Genomic DNA, 22789 nt, shown 5'->3' with positions numbered 1-22789 from the left:
AAGGCCGAGCCCGAGCTCGTCGAAGAGATCGAAGAGATCGAAGACGTGATGGATGACGGCGCCTGATCCACAAGAAGTGGCGCTCGTCGCCGCCGCCGCCGAGGTCCGCGGCGCCGCCCGCTGTCCGTACAGCGGCTTCGCCGTCGGCTGCGCCCTGCGCGACCGGAGCGGCCGGATCTGGACCGGCGCCAACGTCGAGAACGCCAGCTACACCCTCGGGCTGTGCGCCGAGCGGGTCGCGCTCTTCTACGCCCTGACCCACGGCGCCGACGCCATCGAGTCGATCGCCGTCGTCACCGGCGCCGACCGACCCGCCGCACCGTGCGGCGCCTGTCGCCAGATCTTGTTCGAGTTCGCCGCCGAAGCCGACCTCGTGCTCGTCACCACCGGCGGTGCCGAGCTCCGGACGCGCGTCCGCGACCTGCTGCCCTTCGCGTTCGACGCCAGCTTCCTCGCGCCGCGCGAACCATGAGCCCCGAGCGTCCCCACGAGACGCTGCCCGCGAGCGCAGCGTTGCCCACGCTCGTCGCCACGCCGTCGGTCGACGACGAGGTCGTCACGATCCCGCCCTCCGAAGCGCCGCCGCCGCCGGCGACGCCCTCGCCCGCGACCAGCCGCCTGCCGCAGATCGATCGCAGCACCTACGTGATCGCCGGTCCGTTCGCGCAGGGCGGCATCGGCCGGATCTTGCGCGCGCACGACCCCAGCCTCGATCGGCCGGTCGCGCTCAAGGAGCTGCTCGTCCACGGCCGCCCGGTCGACGAGGAGCGGTTCGTCCGCGAGGTCCTGCTCACCGCGCGCCTGCAGCACCCGGGCGTCGTCCCGGTCTACGCCGCCGGTCGCTGGCCCACCGGCGAGCCGTTCTTCGCCATGAAGCTGGTCTCCGGCCGCTCCTTCGACAAGGTCCTCGCCGAGGCGCGGACCCTGGGCGCGCGCCTGGCCCTCCTGCCGCACGTGCTGGCGATCGCCGAGACCGTCGCCTACGCGCACAGCCAGCGCATCATCCACCGCGACCTCAAGCCGCACAACGTGCTCGTCGGCGCCTTCGGCGAGACCGTCGTCATCGACTGGGGCCTCGCCAAGGAGCTCGACGTCGCCGAGCTCGCGCCGGCCGGGCCCATCAATTCCGCCGCGCCCGGCAAGGACCTCACCTTCGTCGGCGCCGTCGTCGGCACGCCCGGGTACATGTCGCCCGAGCAGGCCGAGGGCGCCGAGGTCGACACCGGCACCGACGTCTACGCGCTCGGGGCGATCCTCTACCACCTCCTCTCCGGTCACCTGCCGTACGACGCCGGCAACGCGATGGAGATGATCTACAAGACCGCCTTCGAGTCACCTGTCCCTTTGCGCAGCCGCGAGCCCGACGCGCCGGAGGAGCTGGTGGCGATCGTCGACAAGGCGATGGCGCGCGACCGCAGGCGCCGCTACCCCAGCGCCAAGGAGTTCGCCGACGACCTGCGGCGGTTCCAGACCGGCCAGATCGTCGGCGCTCACCGCTACACCGCGTGGGAGCGGGTGCGCCGGTTCGTCCGCCGTCACCGCGCCGTGCTCGGCCTGGCGGCCGTCAGCGTGCTCCTCATCGTCGGCGTCACCGCCCTGAGCTTCGCCCAGGTCCGCGAGCAGCGCGACCTCGCCGAGAGCGCGCGCGACCTCGCCGAGGACGCCGAGCGGCGGGCCCAGGCCGCCCAGGTCGAGGCCGAGCGGCGCGCCGACAACCTGTCCTTCGAGCAAGCTCGCCTCGTCCTCGACAGCGACCCGATCGAGGCCCTGCGGCTGCTCGACGGGCTGTCGCCCGCGGCCGACTGGCGGCGCACGCGGCAGCTGGCCGCCGACCTCGACGCGCGCGGCCTGCCGCGGGTCCTCCGCGGCCACCGGGCGGCCATCAGCCGCGTCGCCTTCTCGCCCGACAGCGGCCGCCTCGCCACCACCAGCGACGACTGCACCCTGCGCGTCTGGGACATGTCCTCCTGGACATCTCGCGTCTTCCGCGGCCACACCAGCGACGTCTGGCGCGCCGCCTTCTCGCCCGACGGACGCAGGGTCGCGACCACCAGCCGCGACCACAGCGTGCGCGTGTGGGACCTCGACAGCGGCGAAGCGCAGGTGCTCATCGGCCACACCGACGGCGTCCGCAACGTCGTCTTCGGGCCCGACGGGCGCACCCTCTACACCGCCGACGACGCGCTGGCCGTGCGCCGCTGGGACCTCGACACCGGCGCCGGCGAAGTCATCGACCGCTGCTTCGCCAACACCGTCCCGTGGACCGCGCGCCAGATCGGCTGCATCGACGTCGACCGCAACCGCGCCTACCTCCACGACCTCGTCAGCGGCGCGCGCACCGTCGTCGACCCCGGCGACGACGTCGTCCTGACGCAGGCCGGCGGCGTCTCGCCCGACGGGCGGTGGTTCGCCGGCACCGTCGCCGACGGCGGCGTGTGGCTGCACGACACGCGCAGCGGCTCCGGCAGGCTGCTGCGGTGGACGCTGCCTGCCGGCCAGTCACAAGTGGGTTCGTTGCGCGAGATCCGGTTCTCGCCCGCCTCCGATCAATTGCTCGCGCCGGCCACGATCTTCTACCTGCGCCACTACGACCTCGTCGCCGATCGCGGCCTGCTGCTCACCCCGAACGAGGGCTACGTCCGCCGCGCCGCGTTCTCGCCCGACGGCAGCAAGGTCGCCTCGGTCGGCGGCGACTCGCGCGTCGGGATCTGGGACTTCGCCACCGACACCGCCTATCCGCTCGCCGTGCCCGCGCACATGCTCGACGCCCAGTTCTCGCCGGACGGTCGGTGGGTCGCCGCCGTCGGCAACGACCCGCGCGTGTTCGTGTGGCCGGCCTCTACGTTCGCCCGGGAGCAGTGGGTCGCGCCCGAGCCGGTGGGGCGCGGCGCGATCGCCATGGCCCCGGCGGCCACGCGGCTCGTCCTGGGCGGTGCGACGGCGATCCACGTCCTCGACACCGCGAGCATGCGATCGATCGCCGCGATCCCCACGCCGCGACCGGTCCAGCGGGTCGCGCTGGCCGAGGACGGCCGCCACGCGCTCGTCCTCGACACCGGCGGTGAGTTGCTCGGGCTCTCGCTCCCCGACGGCGCCGTCGTCGTCCGCACCCAGCTGGGCGCCGGCTGCGATGGTTTTCGCGCCGGCGTCGATCCGTCGCGCCCGCGCTTCAGCGTCGCGTGCGAGGACGGCCGGCTGCTGCTGGTCGACCTCACGGCCTCCGAGCCCGTTCGCGCGCTCGAGCGGGTCGACGGCGGCCCGCCGACGCTGTTCTTCCGCGGAGAGGAGGCGTTCCTGCTCGGCGGTCCGCAAGGTCAGCTGCTGCGCCACGATCCCGGGGCCCCGGGCTTGCGCGAGCTGTTGCGCGTGCGCCAGCGGATCGCCGCCCTCCGCGGGATCCCGGGCACGCGTGAGCTCGTGTTCGCCGCCGAGGATCACGTCGAGCACGTCGATCTCGACGGCCGCCGGCTCGGCGAGCTCCGCGGCCATCGCTTGCAGGTCGGCGAGCTCGGCGTGTCGGGCGACGGCCGGTGGATCCTCACCGTCAGCCGCGACAACATCCTGCGCGTGTTCGACCGCGTCAGCCACGAGCTGCGCATTCAGCTCGCCCCGCCCGATCTCGTCGAGCGGATCGCCGCCATCTCGCACGACGGCAGCCGGATCGCCGTCGCCCTCACCAGCGGTGACCTCGTCTTGTGGGACATCGGCGACGAGCCCGATCCGCTGGCCGCCCGCCGCGACTTCCGCCGCCTGCGCGGGCTCGACGAGGTGTCCGCCGCCACGATCGAGAGTGACGGCCGCAGCGTCATCGCCGTCGGCGTCGACGGCCGCGTGATCCGCTGGCGCGACACCCTCCCGACCGACGCCGACAGCCTGCGCGAGTTCATCGCCGCGCGCGCCGACGCCGACGACTTGCCGCCGGCCGAGGTCGGCTGCGCGCCCGAGGAATGACATGCTTGAAGCGACATGCGCGCTCGCGCATGTCGTCTCGATCATGTCCTTGGCGCCATGTCCTCTTGGACATGCCCCTCCAGACATGTTCTGATGCGTCAGGCCTCATGCCGCGGCGTCGAACATGCCGGTCTCGCCGGCCTGGTCGTCGGAACAGGCCGAGAGCACGCACATAAGAAAGATTGATACGCCAAATCTCGAGTAAGCCATGCCGGCAGGCATAGCAGCCTGCCGGTAGGGCTGCACATCGTCAGCCGCCGAGGCGGGCCAGGGTCGCCTGCAGGCGCTCGAGATCGCCGCCCAGCTCGACCAGACGCGCCTCGCCCTTGGCGATCACCTCGGGCGGCGCCTTGGCGCGGAAGCCCGGGTTCTGCAGCTTCGCCGTCAGGCCGTCGGCCTCCTTGCGCGCCTTCTCCAGGTCCCTGGACAGGCGCGTGCGCTCGGCCGCGAAGTCGACCAGACCGGCGAGCGGCAGGATCACCTCGCCGCCGCGCACCACCTCTGTCGCGGCCTCTTTCGGCGCGACCTCGTGCGGCTCCATCAGACGGAGCTGCTGCAGCTTGGCCAGGTGGACCACCAGCGGGTGCAGGCGGGCGATGCGGGCCCGCACCTCCGGGTCGTCGCTGCGGACCAGCACCTCGACGCGCTTGCCCGGCGGGAGCTTGAACTCGGCCTTGAGGCTGCGGGCCGCGGTCGTCAGCTCGACCAGCGCCGTCATGTCTTCGCGGGCGCGGAGCGTGCCCTCCTCGGCGAGGATCGCCCCGACGCGCGCGACCGGGCCGTCGAGCTCGAGCACCTTCTCGCCGTCACGCACGCGCGGGCGGGGGAACGGCGCCAGCATCAGGCTCGCCGGCGCGCCCGCCGGACGCGGCAGGCGCTGCCAGATCTCCTCGGTGATGAACGGGACGATCGGGTGCAGCACCCGCATCACCAGGTCGAACACCGTCGCCAGCGTGCCCTGCGTGGCCCGGCGATCGGCCGGCGGCGCCCCCTCGCGGAGGTTGCTCTTGGCCAGCTCGAGGTACCAGTCGCACAGCTCGTACCACACGAACTGGTAGACCGCGTGGGCCGCGAGGTCGAGGCGGTACTGCGAGAACAGCTCGTCGACGGCGATCGCGGTCTCGAGCGCGCGCGCGAGGATCCAGCGGTCGGCGATCGCCAGCGGTCCGACGTCGGCCTTCTCGATCACCTGCGCGCGGTAGGCCGCGAGCTCGGCGGGGCCGAAGTCCTCGAGGTTCATCAGCGCGAAGCGGGCCGCGTTCCACAGCTTGTTGCAGAAGTTGCGATAGCCCTCGACGCGCGCGCGGCTGAAGATGATGCCCTGGTCCTGGCCGGCCATCGTCGACAGGTAGAAGCGCAGGCTGTCGGCGCCGTACTTCTCGATGATCTCCATCGGGTCGACGACGTTGCCGCGCATCTTCGCCATCTTCCGCCCGTCCTCGCCCAGCACCATGCTGTGGAGGAACACGTTGCGGAACGGCACGTCCCCGCCGAAGTACATGCCGAACATCATCATGCGCGCGACCCAGAAGAACAGGATGTCCCAGCCGGTCTCCATGAGCGCCGTCGGGTAGAAGCGCTGCAGGTCGGCGCTCTGCTCCGGCCAGCCGAGGCAGGTCAGCGGCCACAGCCCGGACGAGAACCACGTGTCGAGGACGTCCGGGTCCTGCTCGATCGCCGTCGAGCCGCAGTGGGCGCAGGCGCTCGGGTCTTCACGACCGACGGTGATCTTGCTGCACGCGGCGCAGTGCCACGCGGGGATCCGGTGGCCCCACCACAGCTGACGCGAGATGCACCAGTCGTGGATGTTCTCCATCCAGCGGAAGTAGTCGCCCTCGCGGTGCTCGGGCAGGATCTTGGTGCGGCCGCTGCGGACCGCCTCGATCGTCGGCTCGGCCAGCGGCCCAGTGCGCACGAACCACTGGTCCGAGGGCAGCGGCTCGCACACCACGCCGGTGCGCTGCGAGTAGCCGAGGTTGAGCTTGTGCGGCTCGACCTTGATCAGCGCGCCCGCCTCGGCGAGCGCGGCGACCACCGCCTCGCGGCCCTCGGCCACGGTCAGGCCGCGGAACCGCTCGGGCACGTTCTCATTGAGCCGGCCGCGCCTGTCGATCACGACCACGAGCTCGAGGTCGTGGCGCTTGCCGACCTCGAAGTCGTTGAAGTCGTGGGCCGGCGTGACCTTGACCGCGCCTGTCCCGAAGTTCATGTCGACGAGGATCGGGTCGGCGACGATCGGCACCTTGCGACCGGTCAGCGGCAGGATCACCCGCCGGCCGATCAGGTGCTTGTAGCGCGGGTCGTCCGGGTGCACCGCGACCGCGGTGTCGCCGAGCATCGTCTCGGGGCGGGTGGTAGCGACCACCAGGACGTCGCTCGAGTCCTCGACCGGGTACGCGAGGTGCCACAGCGAGCCGTCGGACTCGCGGTGCTCGACCTCGAGGTCACTGAGCGCGGTCTGGCTGGCGTGGTCCCAGTTGATCAGGCGGAACGCGCGGTAGACGAGGCCGTCCTCGTAGAGGCGGACGAACGCCTCTCGCACGGCCCGCGAGGAGATCGGGTCGAGGGTGAAGCGGTAGCGCGTCCAGTCGAGCGAGGCGCCGAGCGCCTCGTGCTGGCGGTCGATGATGCCGCCGTGCTCGCGGGTCCACTCCCACGCGCGGCGCACGAACTCCTCGCGCCCGACCTGCTCGCGGCTGGTGCCCTCCTTGACGAGCTGGCGCTCGACCATGACCTGCGTCGAGATCCCCGCGTGGTCGGTGCCGGGCAGCCACAGCGCCGCGTCGCCGCACATGCGGCGCCAGCGGACCAGGGTGTCCTCGATCGTCGCCGTGAGCGCGTGGCCCATGTGCAGGCGACCGGTGACGTTCGGCGGCGGCAGCACCACGGTGTAGGTCGGCCGGTCGGCGCCGGGCGCCGGCTTGAAGTTCCCGGCGTCGCGCCACCACGAGTAGAGCCGGGCCTCGACGGCCTGCGGCTCGTAGACACTGTTGAGCTTCTCCATGCTCCCTCCGGCCCCCATCGGGGCGGCATCTTCACTCGCACTCGTCCGGCCCATCTCGCCGAGACTCTGTCACGTCCCCGCGAGTGCGCATCTTCTTCGCCGCGTCGTGGGCTTATGCGAACACGGCAAAGCCGCCACGCATCGACCTGGGAGCGATCCAGATCGCGCGAGGCGGCCAGTCTGATTCAAGATCCGGGGTCATGCCCCGGGACGGCGCTCAGTGCCGGGCCTGTTGCCCGCGCGCGAGGATCTGCTCGGCCATGTCCGGGACGACCTCCCAGACGACCTGCTCGATGACATCGCGGCTGAGCGACAGCAGCGCCTGGACGGCCTTGGGGTCGAGCCCGGTGCCGGCCCCGCCGGCCGCCTGGAGACGCTTGAGCATGCCGGCGGTCGGCGCATCGGCGGGAGCGAACGGGATGGGGGTCGCGATCGGGATCTTGCTGGCCATATCCTCTCCTGAGGCGAAAGCTGCCGGGAAATTCTTGTTGCCGCCGGTCGCCGTGGCCGCAGCGGGGCGCGCGGCGGGCGTGGCAGCGACCGCGGGCTTGGGCGCCGCGGCCGGAGGCGTGGAAGGAGCTTGAACCGGACGCGCGACGGCCGGCGTCGGGGCGGCAGCCACGGGCGCCGGCGCGGGTACCGGAGCCGGACGCGCGGGCGCAGCCGTGGGCTGCGGCGCAGGCGCAGCCTTCGGGACCGGCTTGCCGCTCGAGATCGACTTGCCCTGCGCCAGCGCAGTGACCTTCTCGAGCATCTCCTGGGTGTCGAACGGCTTGGTCATCGCCCCGTTGGCGCCGCAGGCCTGGACCTGCGCGTCGTCGATGCCGACCTGATTCGAGACCAGGAGGAGCACGGGGATGTGGGCTGTGTCGGGGTCGGCGCGCACCGCCCTGACCACTTCGTACCCCGAGGGCTCGCCGGCGGCGAGCGCGGCGTCGACGATCAGCACGTCCGCTGGCATCTGCTTCGCGCGAGCGACCGCCTCGGAGCCCTTGCTCACCGCGACCACATCATAGTCTTCGGCCGCGAAGGTGATCTTGATGGCGAGGCGCATGGTCTTGCTGTCGTCGATCGCGAGGATCTTGGTCGGCATCGAGGCTCCTTCGAGGGTCCAAGGGGTACCATGGAGCCTGTGAGCGGGTCAACGAATCCACGGTCGTCGGGTGCGAAGGGCCGCCAGGGCGCGGCCGCACCGCCTCCGCGGTCGAGCGAATCGACCTGGTGGGGCGCTCCCGTGCCGGCGATGACAGACCCCGTCCCCAGCGCCTCCGAGCTGGCCCAGGCGCTCGCGGGCGAGGCCGTGCTCCGTCACGTCGCCGGCCGTCGCGTCCTCGACCTCGGCCACGGCGCGCCGGAGATCACCCAGTGGACCCGCCGCGTCGCCAGCTCGGTCTCGGTGGCCCCGCTGGCCGAGCTCGACCAGGACGGCGACACGCTGCAGATCCCGGCCGAAGATGCTGCCTACGACGCCGTGTATTGCCTGCGCACGCTGGCCCACCTCGGCCGCGACGAAGACAGCTCGCTGGCGCTGGTGCGCTCGCTGCTGCGAGAGGCCGTCCGCGTGACCGCTCCCGGCGGACTCCTGCTGCTCGAGATCAACAACCCCCGCAGCCTCCGCGGCCTGGCCCACGGGATCCGGCACCCGATCACGATCGTCGCCGCGGGCGGCGTGCTGGTCGAGGGCGACCACCACGTGACCCGCTACGACTCGCTCGGCCGCCTGCTCAAGCTCGCCCCCCGCGAGCTGGAGCTCGTGCGGGTCTACGGGATCCGCGTCCTCGTGCCGATCTCCCGGATCCTCTCGCTCCCGCTGATCGGCAAGGTCCTGGCGGCCGGTGAGTGGTGGGCCCGGGACAGCTTTCTGCGCCAGTTTGGCGCGCACTTGCTCGCCGTTCTGCGCAAGCCCGACCCCAACGCGGGCCGGATCGCGCATCCTTGAGGCCGCCGGACGGGAGCGCGCGAGATACCCCAGACCGCCGTGCGAATCTGGATCCTTGCATCGGAGCCGAGTGTGATCGAATTTTGAATAAAGTTTACCTAGGAAGTGAAGCGGCCAGCCCCCGCGAGCCGCGTGTCACGCCGACAGATCCAGCAGCCTCCCCCCACCGGCTGGCCTTCGGCCGATCCACCGACGCGAACATGTCCCCCCACGCCCATCGCCCGCCTCCCCCACCACGCCCTGGTCGCGCGCAACGGGGCCTGTCGTCCCTCGACTCGCTGCTCGTGGTCGCGATCGCCGCGATCCTCGCCACGCTCGCGGTGCGCGAGCACGCGGCGATCAAGCGCCACGAGCGTCACACGGAGGCCGTGACGGTCATGGGCGAGCTGTTCAACGCCACCGCCGCCTACTACCACGAGCGCCGGCCGAGCTTCACCGGCGACGGCGCCGAGGCGCCGCACCGCTGCCCGCATCCGCTCGGTCAGCCCGCCGGCGGCGAGACCGGCTTCACGCCGCCGCTCGACGTGGTCTGCCGCGACGCCGACGGCGGCGCCTGCACCCCGGGGGGCGAGGACGTCGCGGGCGCCTACCCGCTCAGCGCGTGGACCGAGCACCCGATGTGGATCGCGCTCGGCTTCGTGCAGACGACCCCGCACGCCCACCATTACAATCTGGTCACGCACAACAGCAACCCCGACGAGCACGGCGTGTGCCGCTTCACCGTGATCGTCCGCGGCGACGACGAGCACGACGCCTGCAACGAGTTCCGCCGTGAGGGCGTCGCCACCGCCGAGGGCGTCGTCGCCGGACCGCTGCAGGCCTGCCCCGAAGCGCTGTCGCGTTGACGTCGGCGTGCGCCGCTGACCCGAGGGCAATGCCCCTCAGGGCATGTCCGATAGAACAGGTTCCATCGGTGCCGCCCCGGAGCCTCGACGGGGGCTCCGAAGCCTCGCTCACGTGACGCGGCTCGAACCGCGGACGCGTCCGCGAGGCCCGCCCATGGCGCTTCACCGTCCAGCATCCTGACCGCTGGCGTCGCGCTCGCGCCGGCCGTCGGTCCTGTTCACCGCCGAGCGGACCGGCCTTGGCGCCTGTCCGAAAGCACAGGACCCGAAGGCGCTTGCCTTCGGGTCCTGTTCGAAGGGCCATGGCCCATCGCACCTGTCCGCGCGGACAGGCAAGGCGCTCGCCTCAGGGCGTGCCCTTGATGACCTGCGCGCCGTCGGTGGCGGTGATCTTGCGCGTCTCGGTCTTGCCGTCGGGGTACTTCCACTTGATGGTGTGCGATCCCGGGGCGACCATCACGGTGACGGGCGTCGGCTTGGCCTGCTTCTGGTTGTCGACCCACACGGTCGCGGGCGGCCGTCCGGGCGCGCTGCCGATCTTGAGCTCGGCGGTCTTGGCCTTCGGCTTCGGCTTGTCGGCCGGCGGCTTCGGCTTGTCGCTCGGCGGCTTCGGCGTCGCGTTGTTGTTGTTGGCGGGCGGCGTGACGACCGGGTTCTCCGGCGTCGGCGGCGTGACGCCCTTGGCCTTGACGAGCACGACCTCGGCGGTGTCGGACGACTCGCCGCTGAAGCTCACCGGCACCTCGCTCGGGTCGAACCCGGGCGCCTCGACCAGGACCTTGTAGGCCACGTTCGGCTTGCGCGACAGCTTGAAGCTCTCGCCGCCCTTGCCGACCGGCAGCGGCGCGGCGCCGGCCTCGAGCAGCTTGACGGTCGCCTCCGGCGGCTTGGTGTTGATCGTCAGCGTGACGTCGCGGACCTGCAGCTTCACCGGCAGCGTGAGCTGCTGGCCGGCCGCGATCGGGACGTCCTGCTCGAACGGCAGGTAGCCGGCGTCCTGCGCGACCACCAGCTTGTGCGTGCCGGGGCCGAGGTTGGAGATCAGGCGCGGCGTGTTGCCGGGGTACTCGACGCCGTTGACGGTGACGCGCGCGTCGGCGGGCTTGACGTCGAGCTGGATGGTCCCGACCGTCGCGGTCGGCTGCGGCGGTGCTGTGTCGGCGGATGCGACCGGATCGGTCGGCGCGCTCGGCGTGCCGTCGCCGCCGCTGAAGACCATGACGACGAGCACGATCAGCAGCAGCGCGCCGATGCCGGCGCCGGCGTACAGGGCGATCGGCGGCGGGCGCTTGCCGGCCTCGGTGTCCTCGACCTCGACCTCGGCGGTGACGGCGTGCGTCTGCGGCTGGGTGGTGGCCGGGCGCGGGGGCGCCGTCGGCCGCGGCCCCGAGACCGCCGGCGCGACCGCGGGCGCGCGGCCCATGCTCGACGACGACGACGGATGCGAGCCCGCAGGCGGGGCCGGCATCGCCTGCGCGGGCCCCTGAGCCACCGACGCGGCCAGGATCACGGCCGCGGCGCTCGGCGGGATCTGGACCGTCGGCGAGCCCTCGTCGGGTTCGGACTCGATCTGGCCGGCCTGCGGCGGCGGCTCGGGCCGCATCGGCCCCTCGCTCTCCCGCTTGGCCTTGGGCGCGCCGACCGGATCGTCGAACAACTTGGTCTCGAGCTCGTCGTCGTCCCAGTCGAGGTCGGACGCCGGCGGAGGCGGCGACTTGGCGGCGGGCGGCGCCGCGGCCACGCGAGCCGCCGCGGCGCCCATCTTGGCCGGCTGCGGCGGCGCGCCGCCCGGGACGATCGTCGACTTGAGCGGGTCCTTGGGGCCCATGCCCGGCGGCAGCGTCGGCACGCTCCCGGTCGCGGGCGTGCCCGGCTTGAGCGTCGACGGCCGGTTCGACGGCGACATCAACATCGTCTTCGACCGCTTGCGCGCCGCGGCCAGTTGGTCCTCGCTCGGCTGCAGCGCATCGCCCTCGGACCTCGGCGTCTGTACGGCCGGACGGCCTCCCGCGGGCGGGATCGGGGCCGACCTCGCGGCCTGCGGCGGCACCGTCTTGTTGCCCGGCGGGCGCGGCGGCGGGGCCTTGCGCGGCGGGGCTCCGGGCGGCGCGGGGCGCTGTCCGGGCGCCGGCGGGGCCTTGCCGGTGCCCTTCTCGAGCTCGATCTCTCGCGCGTACTGCTTGCGCATCCACGTCGCCAGATCCTTGCGACTGTAGAACATGCCGTGCGCGAACATGAAGGCCTGGAGGTCGTCGTGGAGCTCCATGGCCGTCTGGTAGCGGGTCTCGGGCTCGCCCGAGAGCGCCTTCATGATGATGTTCTCGAGGTCCTTCGGGATCTCCGGGTTCTTGGAGCTCGGCGCCGGGACGTCGACGGTGCGCACCATCTCGAGCGTGGCGAAGTCGGTCTCGCCCTGGAACAGGCGGTTGCCGACCAGCACCTCGTAGAGCACGACGCCGAGCGAGAACACGTCGCTGCGGCGATCGAGCGGCATGCCGCGGACCTGCTCCGGGGACATGTAGCCGAACTTGCCCTTGAGGATGCCGGCTTGCGTGCGCGAGACCCGGCCGGCGGCCTTGGCCACGCCGAAGTCGATCAGCTTCACCTCGCCCTCGTACGACACGAGGATGTTGGGCGGGCTGACGTCGCGGTGGACGATGTTGAGGTGGCGGCCGTGCTTGTCGCGCTTGTTGTGGGCGTAGTCGAGGCCCTCGCACACCTTCATCACCACGAAGCAGGCCTGCGCGAGCGGCATCGGCTTGCCCTGCTGCTGGCAGCGGGTGAAGATGTTGCGGAGGTCCTTGCCGGCGACGTACTCGAGGGCGATGTAGAAGCTGTCGCCCTGCTGGCCGAGGTTGTAGATCTGGGCGATGTTCCCGTGCTGGAGCTGGCCGGCGATCTTGGCCTCGTCCTTGAACATCGTGATGAATTCGTCATCCTCGGCGATGTGCGGCAGGATCCGCTTCACGGCGACGATCCGTTCAAAGCCCTCGACGCCCTGCTCGACGGCCTTGTACACCTCCGCCATGCCGCCCACGCTGATCCGCTCCATCAGCTTGTAGGGGCCAAATTGGGTGATCTGATTCAACGCGAACTCCGGCCCATGCACGCGAGGAAGCAGGGCCCCGCCATGTGACCCCGGGTGCGAGCGAAAGTCAATCGGCCGGCACCGGCGGCCCCCCGCGCGCCCTGACAGCGGTCACCGGCAGCGTCTGGGACGGCGCGTGGGGCCGCGTCGTCGGCAGGGCCGGCGGGCACCTCGACGTCGCGCCGCGGTGGTGGCCACCGCCTCGCCGGCGGGTGACCTCGCCACCTCACGCGCGGCTCGCCGGTCGCGCGCGCCGCCCCCTCGGGCGGGAGTGAGCGCGCGCCCCTGACAGCGCAGGCCGGACCTGTTACCTTCGCCGGCGAGACTGATGCGGCCCATCTCCGACGACCCCACGACGGTCACCGGCATCGCCCGCGCCGAGGGTCCGCAGACCGTGGGCGCCGTCGCGGCGGAAGCCGTCGCGCCGGCCGCGTCGACGGCACACGTCGCGGCCAGCGAGGCGCTCGCGGCCGCGGTCGCGGCCGGCGCCCTCGAGCCGGCGGTGGCGGCGGAGCGACTGATCGCGGCCATGGTCGCGGCCCAGCGCCCGACCCGCGTCAGCCCCGAGGTGTGGGCCGCCGTGGAACGTGAGGTCTCGGCGCTCCTGGCCGACGACCCGGCGCTGGCCGATCTCTTGGCCCCGATTTAGTGCCCGGCCCAGGGGTTTTGCCCGGCGCGCGACACGAACGCGCAGACGTCCGACCTGGACTTCGTCGCGCCGATGCTGTTCCGAAGACCAGGCGATCGCACGAGCTGTCCCGAAAGACATGTCCGTGCCGGCGCTCACGCCTCGCCGAGCAGCGCCCGCACCTGCGGCGACACGAAGTGGGCCTCGGTGTCGAAGCCCTTCAGCGAGTCCGCCAGCACCTGCAGGCGCTCGGCCGGCTTGAGGCGCTTGTCCATGATCACTCGCCACTCGCCGCGGACCTTGCACAGGCCGCCGCTGCCCTGCGACAGGCCGGTCATCGCCTCGTAACAGACCCGCACCCCGAGGTTGCTCGCCAGCTGCTCGAGCTCGCCGAGCTGCTTCTGCACGTCGCCCGCCACCGGCCGTCACCTTAGCGCCAGTCGGCCGCGCCTTGGAAGCCCCGGCCGTGAGGCGTCACGGCTTTTTGCCGGCGAACGGCGACAGCGGGTAATGCGTGCAGACCGCCGTCTGCAGCGCGCCCGACACCGCCGCGCCGAAGTCGAGGGCGCCGGACGCGACCTCGTCGATGTCGAACACGGCCCCTCCGGTGGCCGCCGGGATCGCCTGCTGCCCGCGGTAGGGCACGAACAGGCCGGGGCGCACGTCGAGGCACTCGCACTGGCCGCCGACCTTGGCGGCGAAGCTGAACACGCGCACCGCGGCGGCCTGCAGCGCCGCGACCGTCTCGCGGTAGCTGTGCTGCACGGCCTGGCCGCTCTGGATCGCCGGCGCCTCGCCGAAGTCGTCGTCGGTCGCGTGGATCACCGCGCGCAGAGTGGTCGCCGGGTCGCGCCAGGCGAACCGGGTCGCGGCCGCGTGGAGCGCGTCGAGCGTGTTCTCCGGCCAGTCGAGGTTGCTCTCGGGCGCGCCGATCTGGCGGTTGCTCGCCGTGAAGTGCTGCCACTTCGTCAGCTCCTGCTGCAGCGCAGCCAGGTCGGCGAACGGCTGGCCGCCGTGCGTCACCATGACGTCGTCGACGAACACGACGAGGCCGTAGCGGGCGTCGAGGTTGTGCGCGCGCACGGTCGCGTCGACCGCGGCGATCTCGCGGCCGATCTTGCCGAGCATGAAGTTCATCGTCGTCGAGACATCGACCGCGAACACGACGTCGATCTGCTGCTTGCGCACCACCGCGGGATCGGGGCACGACGCCGCGGCGACCGCCGCCGCCACGCCGTCGAGCTCGCCCTTGAGCGCCTCGCCGCTCGGGTCGTCGTGCGAGTGGAGCCCGCCGGTCGTGCTCTTCATCGTGAGGCCCGGGACAGGTCCTTCGGGACCTGGCGCGAGGGCCATGTCCATGGGAACAGCCTCGACGCCGCCGAGCACGCCGCCGACGACCCCACCGACCTCGCCGCCCTCGACGCCCTCGCCGAGGCCGCCGCCACCCTCGCCGCCGAGCGCGGCGATCATGCCCCCGTAGGGGATCGAACCATCGGTGCTGATGGTGTCGATCGTGCCGGAGTCGAGCACGCTGAGCACCGCATACTCGACCAACTCGGGCTCGGGGCGGGCGCGCTTGCTGCGGCGGACGGTCTTGCTCGGGCGCGCCTTCTCGATCGGCGGCTGGTCGGCGTGGTCGGGCGCCGGCGGCTCCCCCTCTTCCGCGCCGACGACGGCGAACCCGAGCGGCGTGGGCCCGGTGGTCACGACGTCTTCGCCGGGCTCGACGGGCGGCGCGGCGGGCGGCGGCGGCGGCGGCAGGTACGCGGCGTAGAACTCGCGGGCACGGACGACCTCGACGGGCTCTTCCGTGGGCGCGAACATCACCCGCAGGAGCAGCGAGTCGACGTCCTCCGCCCTCGGGTCGCCGCGCAGCTTGAGCACGTTCTCGACCGTCTCGACCCGCCACAGCAGGGCCGCCATGGCGACCAGCGCCGCGCCGGTGACCAACTGGCGGGCCAGATCGCGGGCGTGGAAGCGGGCCGACCACGGCAGGTGCTCTCGCGTGACCCGCTGGATCTCGAGCGCGATGTCGGGGTGGGCCGCGACGCGCAGCGAGGCGCGGTCGCCGGGAGCCAGCGTCACCCTGCCCTCCGCCGCCGGCTGCGTGCGCTCGCCGACCTGGAGCTCGCCGACCAGGCCGGCGGGGACGACGAGGGTCGCGCCGTCGGTCAGGACGGTGCGCTCGCCCAGGCCGGGGAGCACGAGATCGCAGTCCTTTCGCTCGCCGAGAGTGATCGGGGCGGCGTCGCCGGCCCCGAGCTGGGCCACCGTGCGTCCGAGGAAGGTGAGTTGAATCCCCCACCCGCAGGGGTCCCCGGGCGCGGCGCTGGCCTTCGGCATCGCCCCGTGAACGTAGCCCTGCGGCGCGAGATTCACCAGCGGCCTGCCGGGGACGGGCGTCCGGGCCGGCCGGGGCTTGTGAGCTACGCCGCGCACGCGCGCGGGTCGGCGCGCGGGGGGAGCCCGTGGTAGAAAGCGCGGGCTGTGTTTGAGACGATCTCGAAGGGATTTCGGTCGGCGCGGGAGCGCCTCACGGGCAAGGGCGAGCTGACGGACGACGTCGTGGCGGCGGCGCTCAAGGATGTCCGCCTCAGCCTCCTGGAGGCCGACGTCGAGTTCAACGTCGTCAAGCGCTTCCTGCAATCCGTGAAGGAGAAGGCGCTGGGCGAGAAGGTCACGCTGGTGGCCAAGAAGCAGGGCGAGACGATGCGGGTCCGGCCGGAGGACCACTTCGTCAAGATCTGCCACGACGAGCTCATCGCCCTGATGGGCCCGGTCGACACCTCGCTGAACCGGGCCCGGCGCGGCTGCACCGGCATCATGATGGTCGGCCTGCAGGGCTCGGGTAAGACCACCACCGCCGGCAAGCTCGCGCGCAAGCTGCAGAAGGCCGGCTACAAGGTCATGCTGGTCGCGGCCGACGTCTACCGGCCGGCGGCGGTCCACCAGCTCAAGGTGCTCGGGCAGAAGATCGGCGTGCCGGTGTTCTCGGTCGACGGGGCCAACCCGGTCGACATCTGCGCCGACGCCACCGACCACGCCGCGGCCGAGGGCCTCGACTTCGTCATCTACGACACGGCGGGCCGCCTGACGATCGACGAGCCGCTGATGAAGGAGCTCGACGACATCAAGGCGCGGGTGCAGCCGGCCAACATCTTCCTCGTCATCGACGCGATGATCGGCCAGGACGCGGTCACCACCGCCAAGACCTTCGACGAGCGGCTCGACGTCACCGGCGTGATCCTGACCAAGCTCGACGGCGACGCCCGCGGCGGCGCCGCGCTGTCGGTCAAGGCGGTCACCGGCAAGCCGATCAAGTTCCTCGGCATCGGCGAGTCGCTCGACAAGCTCGACGAGTTCCGCCCCGAGGGCCTCGCCAGCCGGATCCTCGGCATGGGCGACATCGTCGGCCTGATGAACGACTTCACCGAGGTCGTCGACGAGGAGCAGGCGATGAAGGACGCCGAGAAGATGCTCTCGGGCTCCTTCACGATGGATGACTTCCTGAGCCAGATCAAGACGATCCAGTCGATGGGCAGCATGAAGGACATCCTCGAGAAGATGCCGCTCGGGCAGATGTTCGGCGCCAACATCCCGCCCGAGGCGCTCGAGAAGGCCGCCGACGACAAGGAGCTCGTGCGCGTCGAGGCGATGATCCGCTCGATGACGAAGGAAGAGCGCAAGAACCCCGAGGTGTTCCTCGACGACGAGGGCGACGGCGGCCGCAGCAGCCGCCGGCAGAAGCGCTCGGTCCACAAGAGCGCCAAGGAGAAGGACCCCAACGATCTGCGCCCCGAGGACTTCGTGGCCGCCCGCGTCGCCCGCGTCGCTCGCGGCTCGGGCCGCACCGAGGACGACGTCCGCGGGCTCGTCAGCCGCTTCATGACCATGCGCGGGATGTTCGGCATGCTCGGCGACATGTTCGGCGGCCTCATCCCCGGCATGCCCGCCAAGCCGCAGGGCATGATGGACAAGGTCCCGGGCATGAAGATGCTCAAGCAGATGAACGCGATGCGGAAGATGATGTCCGACCCCAACGCGCTCGGCTCGCTGATGAACAGCCTGGGCGGCGGCGGCGGCATGCCCGGCGGTCTGCCCGGCATGGGCGGCCTGCCCGGCATGGGCGGCTTCCCGGGCATGGGCGGCCTCCCGGGCATGGGCGGCCAGAACGCCGGCGGGTCGGCGCCGCGGCAGACGCCGAAGGTCGACTACAAGAGCCTGGCCGACAAGCGCCGCGCCGAGAAGCTGGCGCGCCGCAAGAACCGCGACAAGAAGTGAGGCGCGCCCCAGGCGGCAGGAAAGGACCTGCTCGAACGGGCAGGTCCTTTTCTACATGTCGCTTCGGTCATGTCTTTGCGAACATGTCTCGGAGAGCAGGCTCGGAACACGCGTCGCGGGCCGCGGTCTCCCACCCTCACCCTCGGCGCCGAGAGCGGGCCGCTCGCTTCACCGCGCGCCAGCGCCACGGCTCACGCCAGGCACATATCGCCGGCGGCCGCGGCTGTCCGGGCCGCGCGCTCGCTACGGGCTCGCCTCAGTTGGCGCCGCGCACCCCGGGCTCCTCGTCGTCGGCCGTGATCGGCCGCGAGATCCGGTAGGCCTCGCCGAGCCAGTTGCCGAGGTCGATCGTCTTGCAGCGCTGGGAGCAAAACGGGCGGTACGCGAAGTCCTCGGGGACCTCCTGCTCCTTGTGACAGATCGGGCAGCGGATCTTCATCGCTGCCGACGCTAGCACGCCCGCACGCCGACGCCAGCAGCGCCGCCGAGGCCGGCGTCGTGATGGAGGCACGCGAGACGGCGCGCGCGCACCGATCGCGGGGCGGCGCGAGCCTCGAACTCCGCCGTCGCTGTTCAGCACCCGGTCGCCGCGCACGTCGACCCTGCTCGCCGCGACGACCACGGCGCGACTCACCGACGCGACCTCGGCCGCTGCGGCGCGGCGCGAGCACATCCCTATACTGGCCGCGAGCATGCGCCTCGGCTTCGTCTTGCTCGGCCTTTCGCTCGTCCGCGGGCCGCGGCTCGCCGGGTCGACCACGGATCGTGAGCGTGTCCCCGAGAGCGGGCGCGCAGCCGCGGAGGCCACGGCGCACGACGAGCCCGGGGCTCTCCGCGCCGCGCCCGACGATCAGCGACGCGAGGCCGCGGGCACGCTCGACAGGCGCCGCGAGTCACGCCACGGATCGATGAAATTCGCGTCGCCGTCCCGCGCGCCCGCTCCTGCCCCGCGCGCCCGGCCGGCAGCGGCCACGGGCTCACGCGAGCCGCAGGGCGTGGGGGCGCCGACGCCGCCTCGCTGGCCGTTGCCGCGGGCCGCCCGGATCCGCCGCAGCGCGGCTTTGTTCGCGCTGGCGGTGCCGACGCTGGCCACGGGCGTCGCGCTGGTGGTGCTGCGGACCCGCAGCTTCGAGCGCCACGTCGGCAGCTGCGCGCTCGGGGCGGACCAGCCGCTGTGCACCGGCTCGGCGATCCGCGATCACGCCCGCGTCGCGGCGGCCGGGGCCGGGCTCGTCGGCGCGGGCCTCGGTCTCGTCGCGGCAGGCATGACCGCGGCGGTGCCCGTGCGCCGACGCGTGTGGATCGCCGAGGCCGTCGTCGGCGGCTCGGCGCTGGCGCTCGGCGTCGCCTGGCTGGCCGCCGAGCGCGTCGCGTATCGCCCGGGCGCCGCCCGCGAGGACCTGGCCCGGCTCGGGCCGTGGTTCGAGCGCCGGGCCGTCGCGGCCTCGCTGCTCGGCGCGGGCCTCGGGCTGGCGCTGGGCGCCGGCGTCGGCCTGCTGCCGCCGGCGCGCCGGGCCCCGCGGTCGGTCGTCGCGCCCACGCTGCTCCCGCCGGGCCTCGCCGTGGTCGGGCGCTTCTGACGACGACTGCTCGCTCGGCGCGCGTCCGGCGACCAAACGGCCGAGGAGGCCGGCGGCCTCCTCGTGCGCGTCACGACAGGTCCTTTCAGACCTGCGCGTCAGAGCATGCTCCTCAGAACATGCTCCTCAGGACATGCCCTTCAGGGCGCGGGGCGATCGGCGCCGGCGTAGTCGGTGGCGCCGTCGGTGCCGGGGCGCGAGTCGCCGTTGAAGTCGGTCACGGGGTCGCCGTCCTTCCACACGGCGAGCTCGGCGATCGCGGTGTCCGGCTTGGCCTTGTAGACGCCGCCGACCTGCGGCTCGAACCAGGCCATCGCGTCCTCCATGAGGGCCGAGATGTTGGTGTCGCCGTCGACCTTGCCCTCGTCGATGGCGGAGTTCTCGAAGGTCACCGTCGGGCAATCGATCGACGGGGCGACGAAGGCGATGACGACCGAGTTGCGGACCGTGGTCGGGCCGGCATCGGCGTCGCACCGCAGCGAGCGCGCGCCGACCTCGGACAGGTTGTTGACGATGGTCGAGTACAGCAGCTGCAGCTCGTGGCCCTGGCCGGTGAGGAGGCCGCCGTAGTTGGACTCGGCGTTGGAGCCGTTGTTCGACACGTAGCTGTTGACGACCGACGTGGCGCCGACGCCGAACGCCGACAGGCCGCCCGAGGTGTTCTTGTAGAACACGCTGCGGTTGAAGGTCGCCGAGCAGTCGGTGCCGACGTAGCCCTGGCGGTTGAGGCTGAAGGTCAGGTCGGTGCCGTGGATCTGCGCGCCGCTGCAGGTCAGGCCGCTGTCGTCGGCGTTGCTGGCGAGGTTGAGCTTGCCGAGCGTGACCTTCGACCCCGGGTTGATCTGCAGGGTGGCCGCGGTGGTCGAGCGGATCTTGGCGATGCCGCCGTCGCCGACGAGCGCGAGCACGCTGTTCTCGGGCACGACCAGCGCCGGCTGGATGTAGTTGCCGGTCTTGACCTTGATGGTCCAGCCGAGCGACGGGTCGCCCGCCGCGACCACGTCGAGGGCTTGCGTGATCTGGCAGAACGGCATCCCCATGGTGCCGTCGCCGACGTCGCACGTCGCGGCGGCGTCGACGTAGACGACGTTCTCGGGCGCGAAGCAGGCGCCCGACTCGGGGTTGCACGCGCTGTCCGGGCAGTCGTCGTGCTCGACGCAGCCGACGCACTCGTTGGTGGCCGCGTCGCACACCGGCGTCGCACCGGTGCACAGACCCTTGTTCTCCGGCGTGCACACGACGCAGGCGCCCGAGTCCTGGTCGCACACGGGCGTGTCGCCGTCGACCTCGGCGCAGGTGGCGTCGGGGTCCGGCGTGCCGTCGCAGCCGACGCACGCCTGATCGACGCAGAACGGCGTGTCGGGGTCGGAGCAGTCGCCGTCGCCGTCGCAGCCGACGGGGCCGGTGGTCGGACCGCTGGTCGACGTGCTCGTGGTGGTGGTCGAGGTCTCGGGCCCGGTGGTCGGCTCCACCGACGTCGTCGAGGTCGTCGTCACCTCGGGCGTCGTCGCCGTCGAGGTTTCGGATGCCGCCGTGTCGGTCTCGGCCCCGCTCTCGGTCTCCCCGGGGGTGTAGGTCGGCGGACAACCAGCGACCAGCGGCACGCAGGCCAAGAGTGCGACGGTCCAGTGCGTTCGTGTCATCGGTAACTCCTAGTGCACAAAGGGGATCGGCGGCCAGGATGCACCGGCCCACGCGAGTTGTCCACAAACCCCGCCGCGACGCGGCGAAACCGGCCGCCGGCCCGCCGACCGCGGCGTAATTCGCCTGATTCCGCGCTCATGGCGGGGGCTGATCCGCGCCGGGGAAGCTCAATTCGTCGGTCGGCCGCGGATCTCCCTCAAAGTCGAAGTCGGGGTCTCCACTGGCGAACTGCGCCACCGCGTCGAGCTTGGTGCCCGGCATCGGCCGATACACGCCGGGCAGGCCGGGATCGGGCGCGATCAGCATCGGCACCTCGGCCGTCGCCACACCGACGTTGTCGTCGTTCGGCTCGTCGCTCCCGGCCGAGAACGCCGTGTACGTCACGACCTCTGCGCCCTCGCAGTTGAAGGTGCTGTAGCCGACGGCGTTGAAGGCGATCGAGTTGCGCAGCTCGATCGACTCCGCGGCCGCGTCGGGGTCGCACTCGACCGACAGCCCGCCGCCGGTGTACGCGTTGTTGCCGACCAGCGTCGCGTAGACCAGCGTCGCCTGGGCGCCGCCGGCCAGCGCGAGGCCGCCGCGCGGGTTGTCGGCGTTGAGCTTGTCGCCGTTGTCGCTGATGAACGTGTTCTCGATCCGGACCGAACCACCGGACACGAACAGGCCCTCGCCGAGGTTCTTCGTCAGCACGCTCGTCCGGACCCGCACGTCGCAGTCGACGGCCGCGACGCCGCTGATGTTGTGCTGGCGGATCAGCGAGCGATCGATCCAGAGCAGTTCGCCGTTGTTGCAGCCGACGCCGCTGCCGACGTCGTTGCCGCGGATCTCGAGGCCGTCGAGGTACACGCGGGCGTTCGCGCCGATCGCCAGCGCCTCGTCGCCGGTGCCCGTGATCTCGACGTCGCCGGCGCCGACGCGGACGACGGCGACGACGGCGTTCGCGGGCACCACCAGCGGTTCGCCGTACGTCGCGGGGCGCACCAGGATCGCCCGCGGGGCGTCGGCGGCGACCCGCGACAGCGCCCCGGAGATCGTGCACAGCGGGTCGTCCTCGCCGCCGCCGGCCCCGTCGTCGCAGTCACCGGCGCCGTCGACCCATAGGGTGTCGGCGGCCGGGAAGCACGCGCCGGTGGCCAGGTCGCAGGCGCCGCCGGAGCACTCCTCGTGCCGGGTGCACGCGTGGCACGTGTTGGTCGCAGGGTCGCAGATCGGCGCGCCGTCGGTGCAGCCCGAGGCGTCGCTCGCGGTGCAGGCGACGCAGCGGCCGCTGTCGGCGTCGCAGGCCGGCTTGCTCGGATCGATCGCGGCGCAGCTGGTGATGCCGGAGCACGCCACGCACTCGCCCTGCTTGCTGCAGTACGGCTCCGCGGCGTCGCACTGGCCGTTCTCCTGCTCGTTCATCGGCTCGCACTCGCCGACCGACGTCTCGCCGCTCGTGGGCTCGCTGGCGGACTCGGTGGCGACGCCGGTGCTGGTCTCGTCGAGCGGGACGCAGATCTTCGACGCGCACACCAGCGCGCCGTCGCAGGTGCCGCCCGGCGTGCACTGACAGCCGACGCTGCCGATCGGGCAGTCGGGGCTCTCGGTGGTCGTGCCGGTGCCTTCCGTGGTCGTCCCGGTGGGGCCCGTGCACGCGACGCCGAGGGAGACGCCGATTCCGAGCCAGAAAGCCAAATGCGCTGGCGAAAGCCGCATGAGTCGCTCGAGTATTCCCGTTCGCCGGTCCGCTCGCAACCTGTCCCTCAGGACACCCCATGAAACCGCGCAGGCGCGCGAGCGCGCGCCGCGAACGCTCGCTCGATCGCCTCGCGCGGGCCGAGGAACGGCGA

General features: G+C 72.2%; 15 protein-coding genes. 7 read left to right on the top strand and 8 right to left on the bottom strand.

Annotation, left to right across the window (positions count from 1 at the left end; translation table 11 throughout):
* The first annotated feature begins 52 nt into the window (after positions 1–52).
* A complete protein-coding gene (gene cdd, locus K7C98_RS43145; RefSeq protein ID WP_224197815.1) occupies positions 53–472 on the top strand; it encodes a cytidine deaminase in 420 nt (139 codons plus the stop codon).
* Complete coding sequence (locus K7C98_RS43140) at positions 469–3951, top strand: WD40 repeat domain-containing serine/threonine protein kinase (RefSeq protein ID WP_224197814.1); 3483 nt, start codon at positions 469–471, stop codon at positions 3949–3951. The genes cdd and K7C98_RS43140 overlap by 4 nt, the downstream gene beginning before the upstream one ends.
* A gap of 250 nt (positions 3952–4201) precedes the next feature.
* Here K7C98_RS43140 and K7C98_RS43135 read toward each other — a convergent pair whose 3' ends face one another.
* Positions 4202–6955 carry a valine--tRNA ligase gene (locus tag K7C98_RS43135; protein ID WP_224197813.1) on the bottom strand — a complete coding sequence of 918 codons (2754 nt, stop codon included), beginning with the start codon at positions 6953–6955 and terminating at the stop codon, positions 4202–4204.
* A gap of 217 nt (positions 6956–7172) precedes the next feature.
* Complete coding sequence (locus K7C98_RS43130; RefSeq protein ID WP_224197812.1) at positions 7173–8048, bottom strand: response regulator transcription factor; 876 nt, start codon at positions 8046–8048, stop codon at positions 7173–7175.
* Positions 8049–8198: 150 nt separating this feature from the next.
* Here K7C98_RS43130 and K7C98_RS43125 point away from each other — a divergent pair, with 150 nt between their 5' ends.
* Positions 8199–8894 (top strand): class I SAM-dependent methyltransferase, encoded by a 696-nt coding sequence (locus tag K7C98_RS43125; RefSeq protein WP_224197811.1) that lies wholly within the window; start codon positions 8199–8201, stop codon positions 8892–8894.
* 284 nt (positions 8895–9178) lie between these two features.
* Positions 9179–9739: a hypothetical protein gene (locus K7C98_RS43120; RefSeq protein WP_224197810.1), complete on the top strand. Its 561-nt coding sequence runs from the start codon at positions 9179–9181 to the stop codon at positions 9737–9739.
* A gap of 346 nt (positions 9740–10085) precedes the next feature.
* Here the strand turns inward: K7C98_RS43120 and K7C98_RS43115 are convergent, their stop codons facing one another.
* A complete protein-coding gene (locus K7C98_RS43115; protein WP_224197809.1) occupies positions 10086–12827 on the bottom strand; it encodes a serine/threonine-protein kinase in 2742 nt (913 codons plus the stop codon).
* Positions 12828–13155: 328 nt separating this feature from the next.
* Between K7C98_RS43115 and K7C98_RS43110 the strand changes: the two genes are divergently transcribed.
* Positions 13156–13476 carry a hypothetical protein gene (locus K7C98_RS43110; protein WP_224197808.1) on the top strand — a complete coding sequence of 107 codons (321 nt, stop codon included), beginning with the start codon at positions 13156–13158 and terminating at the stop codon, positions 13474–13476.
* A gap of 134 nt (positions 13477–13610) precedes the next feature.
* Here the strand turns inward: K7C98_RS43110 and K7C98_RS43105 are convergent, their stop codons facing one another.
* Positions 13611–13874, bottom strand: a complete 264-nt coding sequence (locus K7C98_RS43105) for a hypothetical protein (RefSeq protein WP_224197807.1) — start codon at positions 13872–13874, stop codon at positions 13611–13613.
* A 55-nt stretch (positions 13875–13929) separates the two neighbouring features.
* Complete coding sequence (locus K7C98_RS43100; RefSeq protein WP_224197806.1) at positions 13930–15798, bottom strand: vWA domain-containing protein; 1869 nt, start codon at positions 15796–15798, stop codon at positions 13930–13932.
* A gap of 144 nt (positions 15799–15942) precedes the next feature.
* Here K7C98_RS43100 and K7C98_RS43095 point away from each other — a divergent pair, with 144 nt between their 5' ends.
* Complete coding sequence (locus K7C98_RS43095) at positions 15943–17736, top strand: signal recognition particle protein (protein WP_224197805.1); 1794 nt, start codon at positions 15943–15945, stop codon at positions 17734–17736.
* A 256-nt stretch (positions 17737–17992) separates the two neighbouring features.
* Here the strand turns inward: K7C98_RS43095 and K7C98_RS43090 are convergent, their stop codons facing one another.
* Positions 17993–18175 (bottom strand): DNA gyrase inhibitor YacG, encoded by a 183-nt coding sequence (locus tag K7C98_RS43090; RefSeq protein ID WP_224197804.1) that lies wholly within the window; start codon positions 18173–18175, stop codon positions 17993–17995.
* A gap of 253 nt (positions 18176–18428) precedes the next feature.
* Here K7C98_RS43090 and K7C98_RS43085 point away from each other — a divergent pair, with 253 nt between their 5' ends.
* Entirely contained in the window at positions 18429–19316 is an 888-nt protein-coding gene (locus K7C98_RS43085) for a hypothetical protein (RefSeq protein ID WP_224197803.1), read from the top strand.
* Between the two features lie 140 nt (positions 19317–19456).
* On the opposite strand, the gene K7C98_RS43080 is transcribed toward K7C98_RS43085, so the two are convergent.
* Together K7C98_RS43080 and K7C98_RS43075 are read right to left on the bottom strand one after the other, a co-directional pair.
* A complete protein-coding gene (locus tag K7C98_RS43080; protein ID WP_224197802.1) occupies positions 19457–20959 on the bottom strand; it encodes a hypothetical protein in 1503 nt (500 codons plus the stop codon).
* Between the two features lie 136 nt (positions 20960–21095).
* Positions 21096–22655 carry a hypothetical protein gene (locus K7C98_RS43075; RefSeq protein WP_224197801.1) on the bottom strand — a complete coding sequence of 520 codons (1560 nt, stop codon included), beginning with the start codon at positions 22653–22655 and terminating at the stop codon, positions 21096–21098.
* Positions 22656–22789: the final 134 nt, after the last annotated feature.

Source organism: Nannocystis pusilla, from assembly GCF_020073745.1.
Taxonomy (GTDB): Bacteria; Myxococcota_A; Polyangia; order Nannocystales; family Nannocystaceae; genus Nannocystis; species Nannocystis radixulma.
This window is presented reverse-complemented; position numbering and strand designations above follow the sequence as displayed.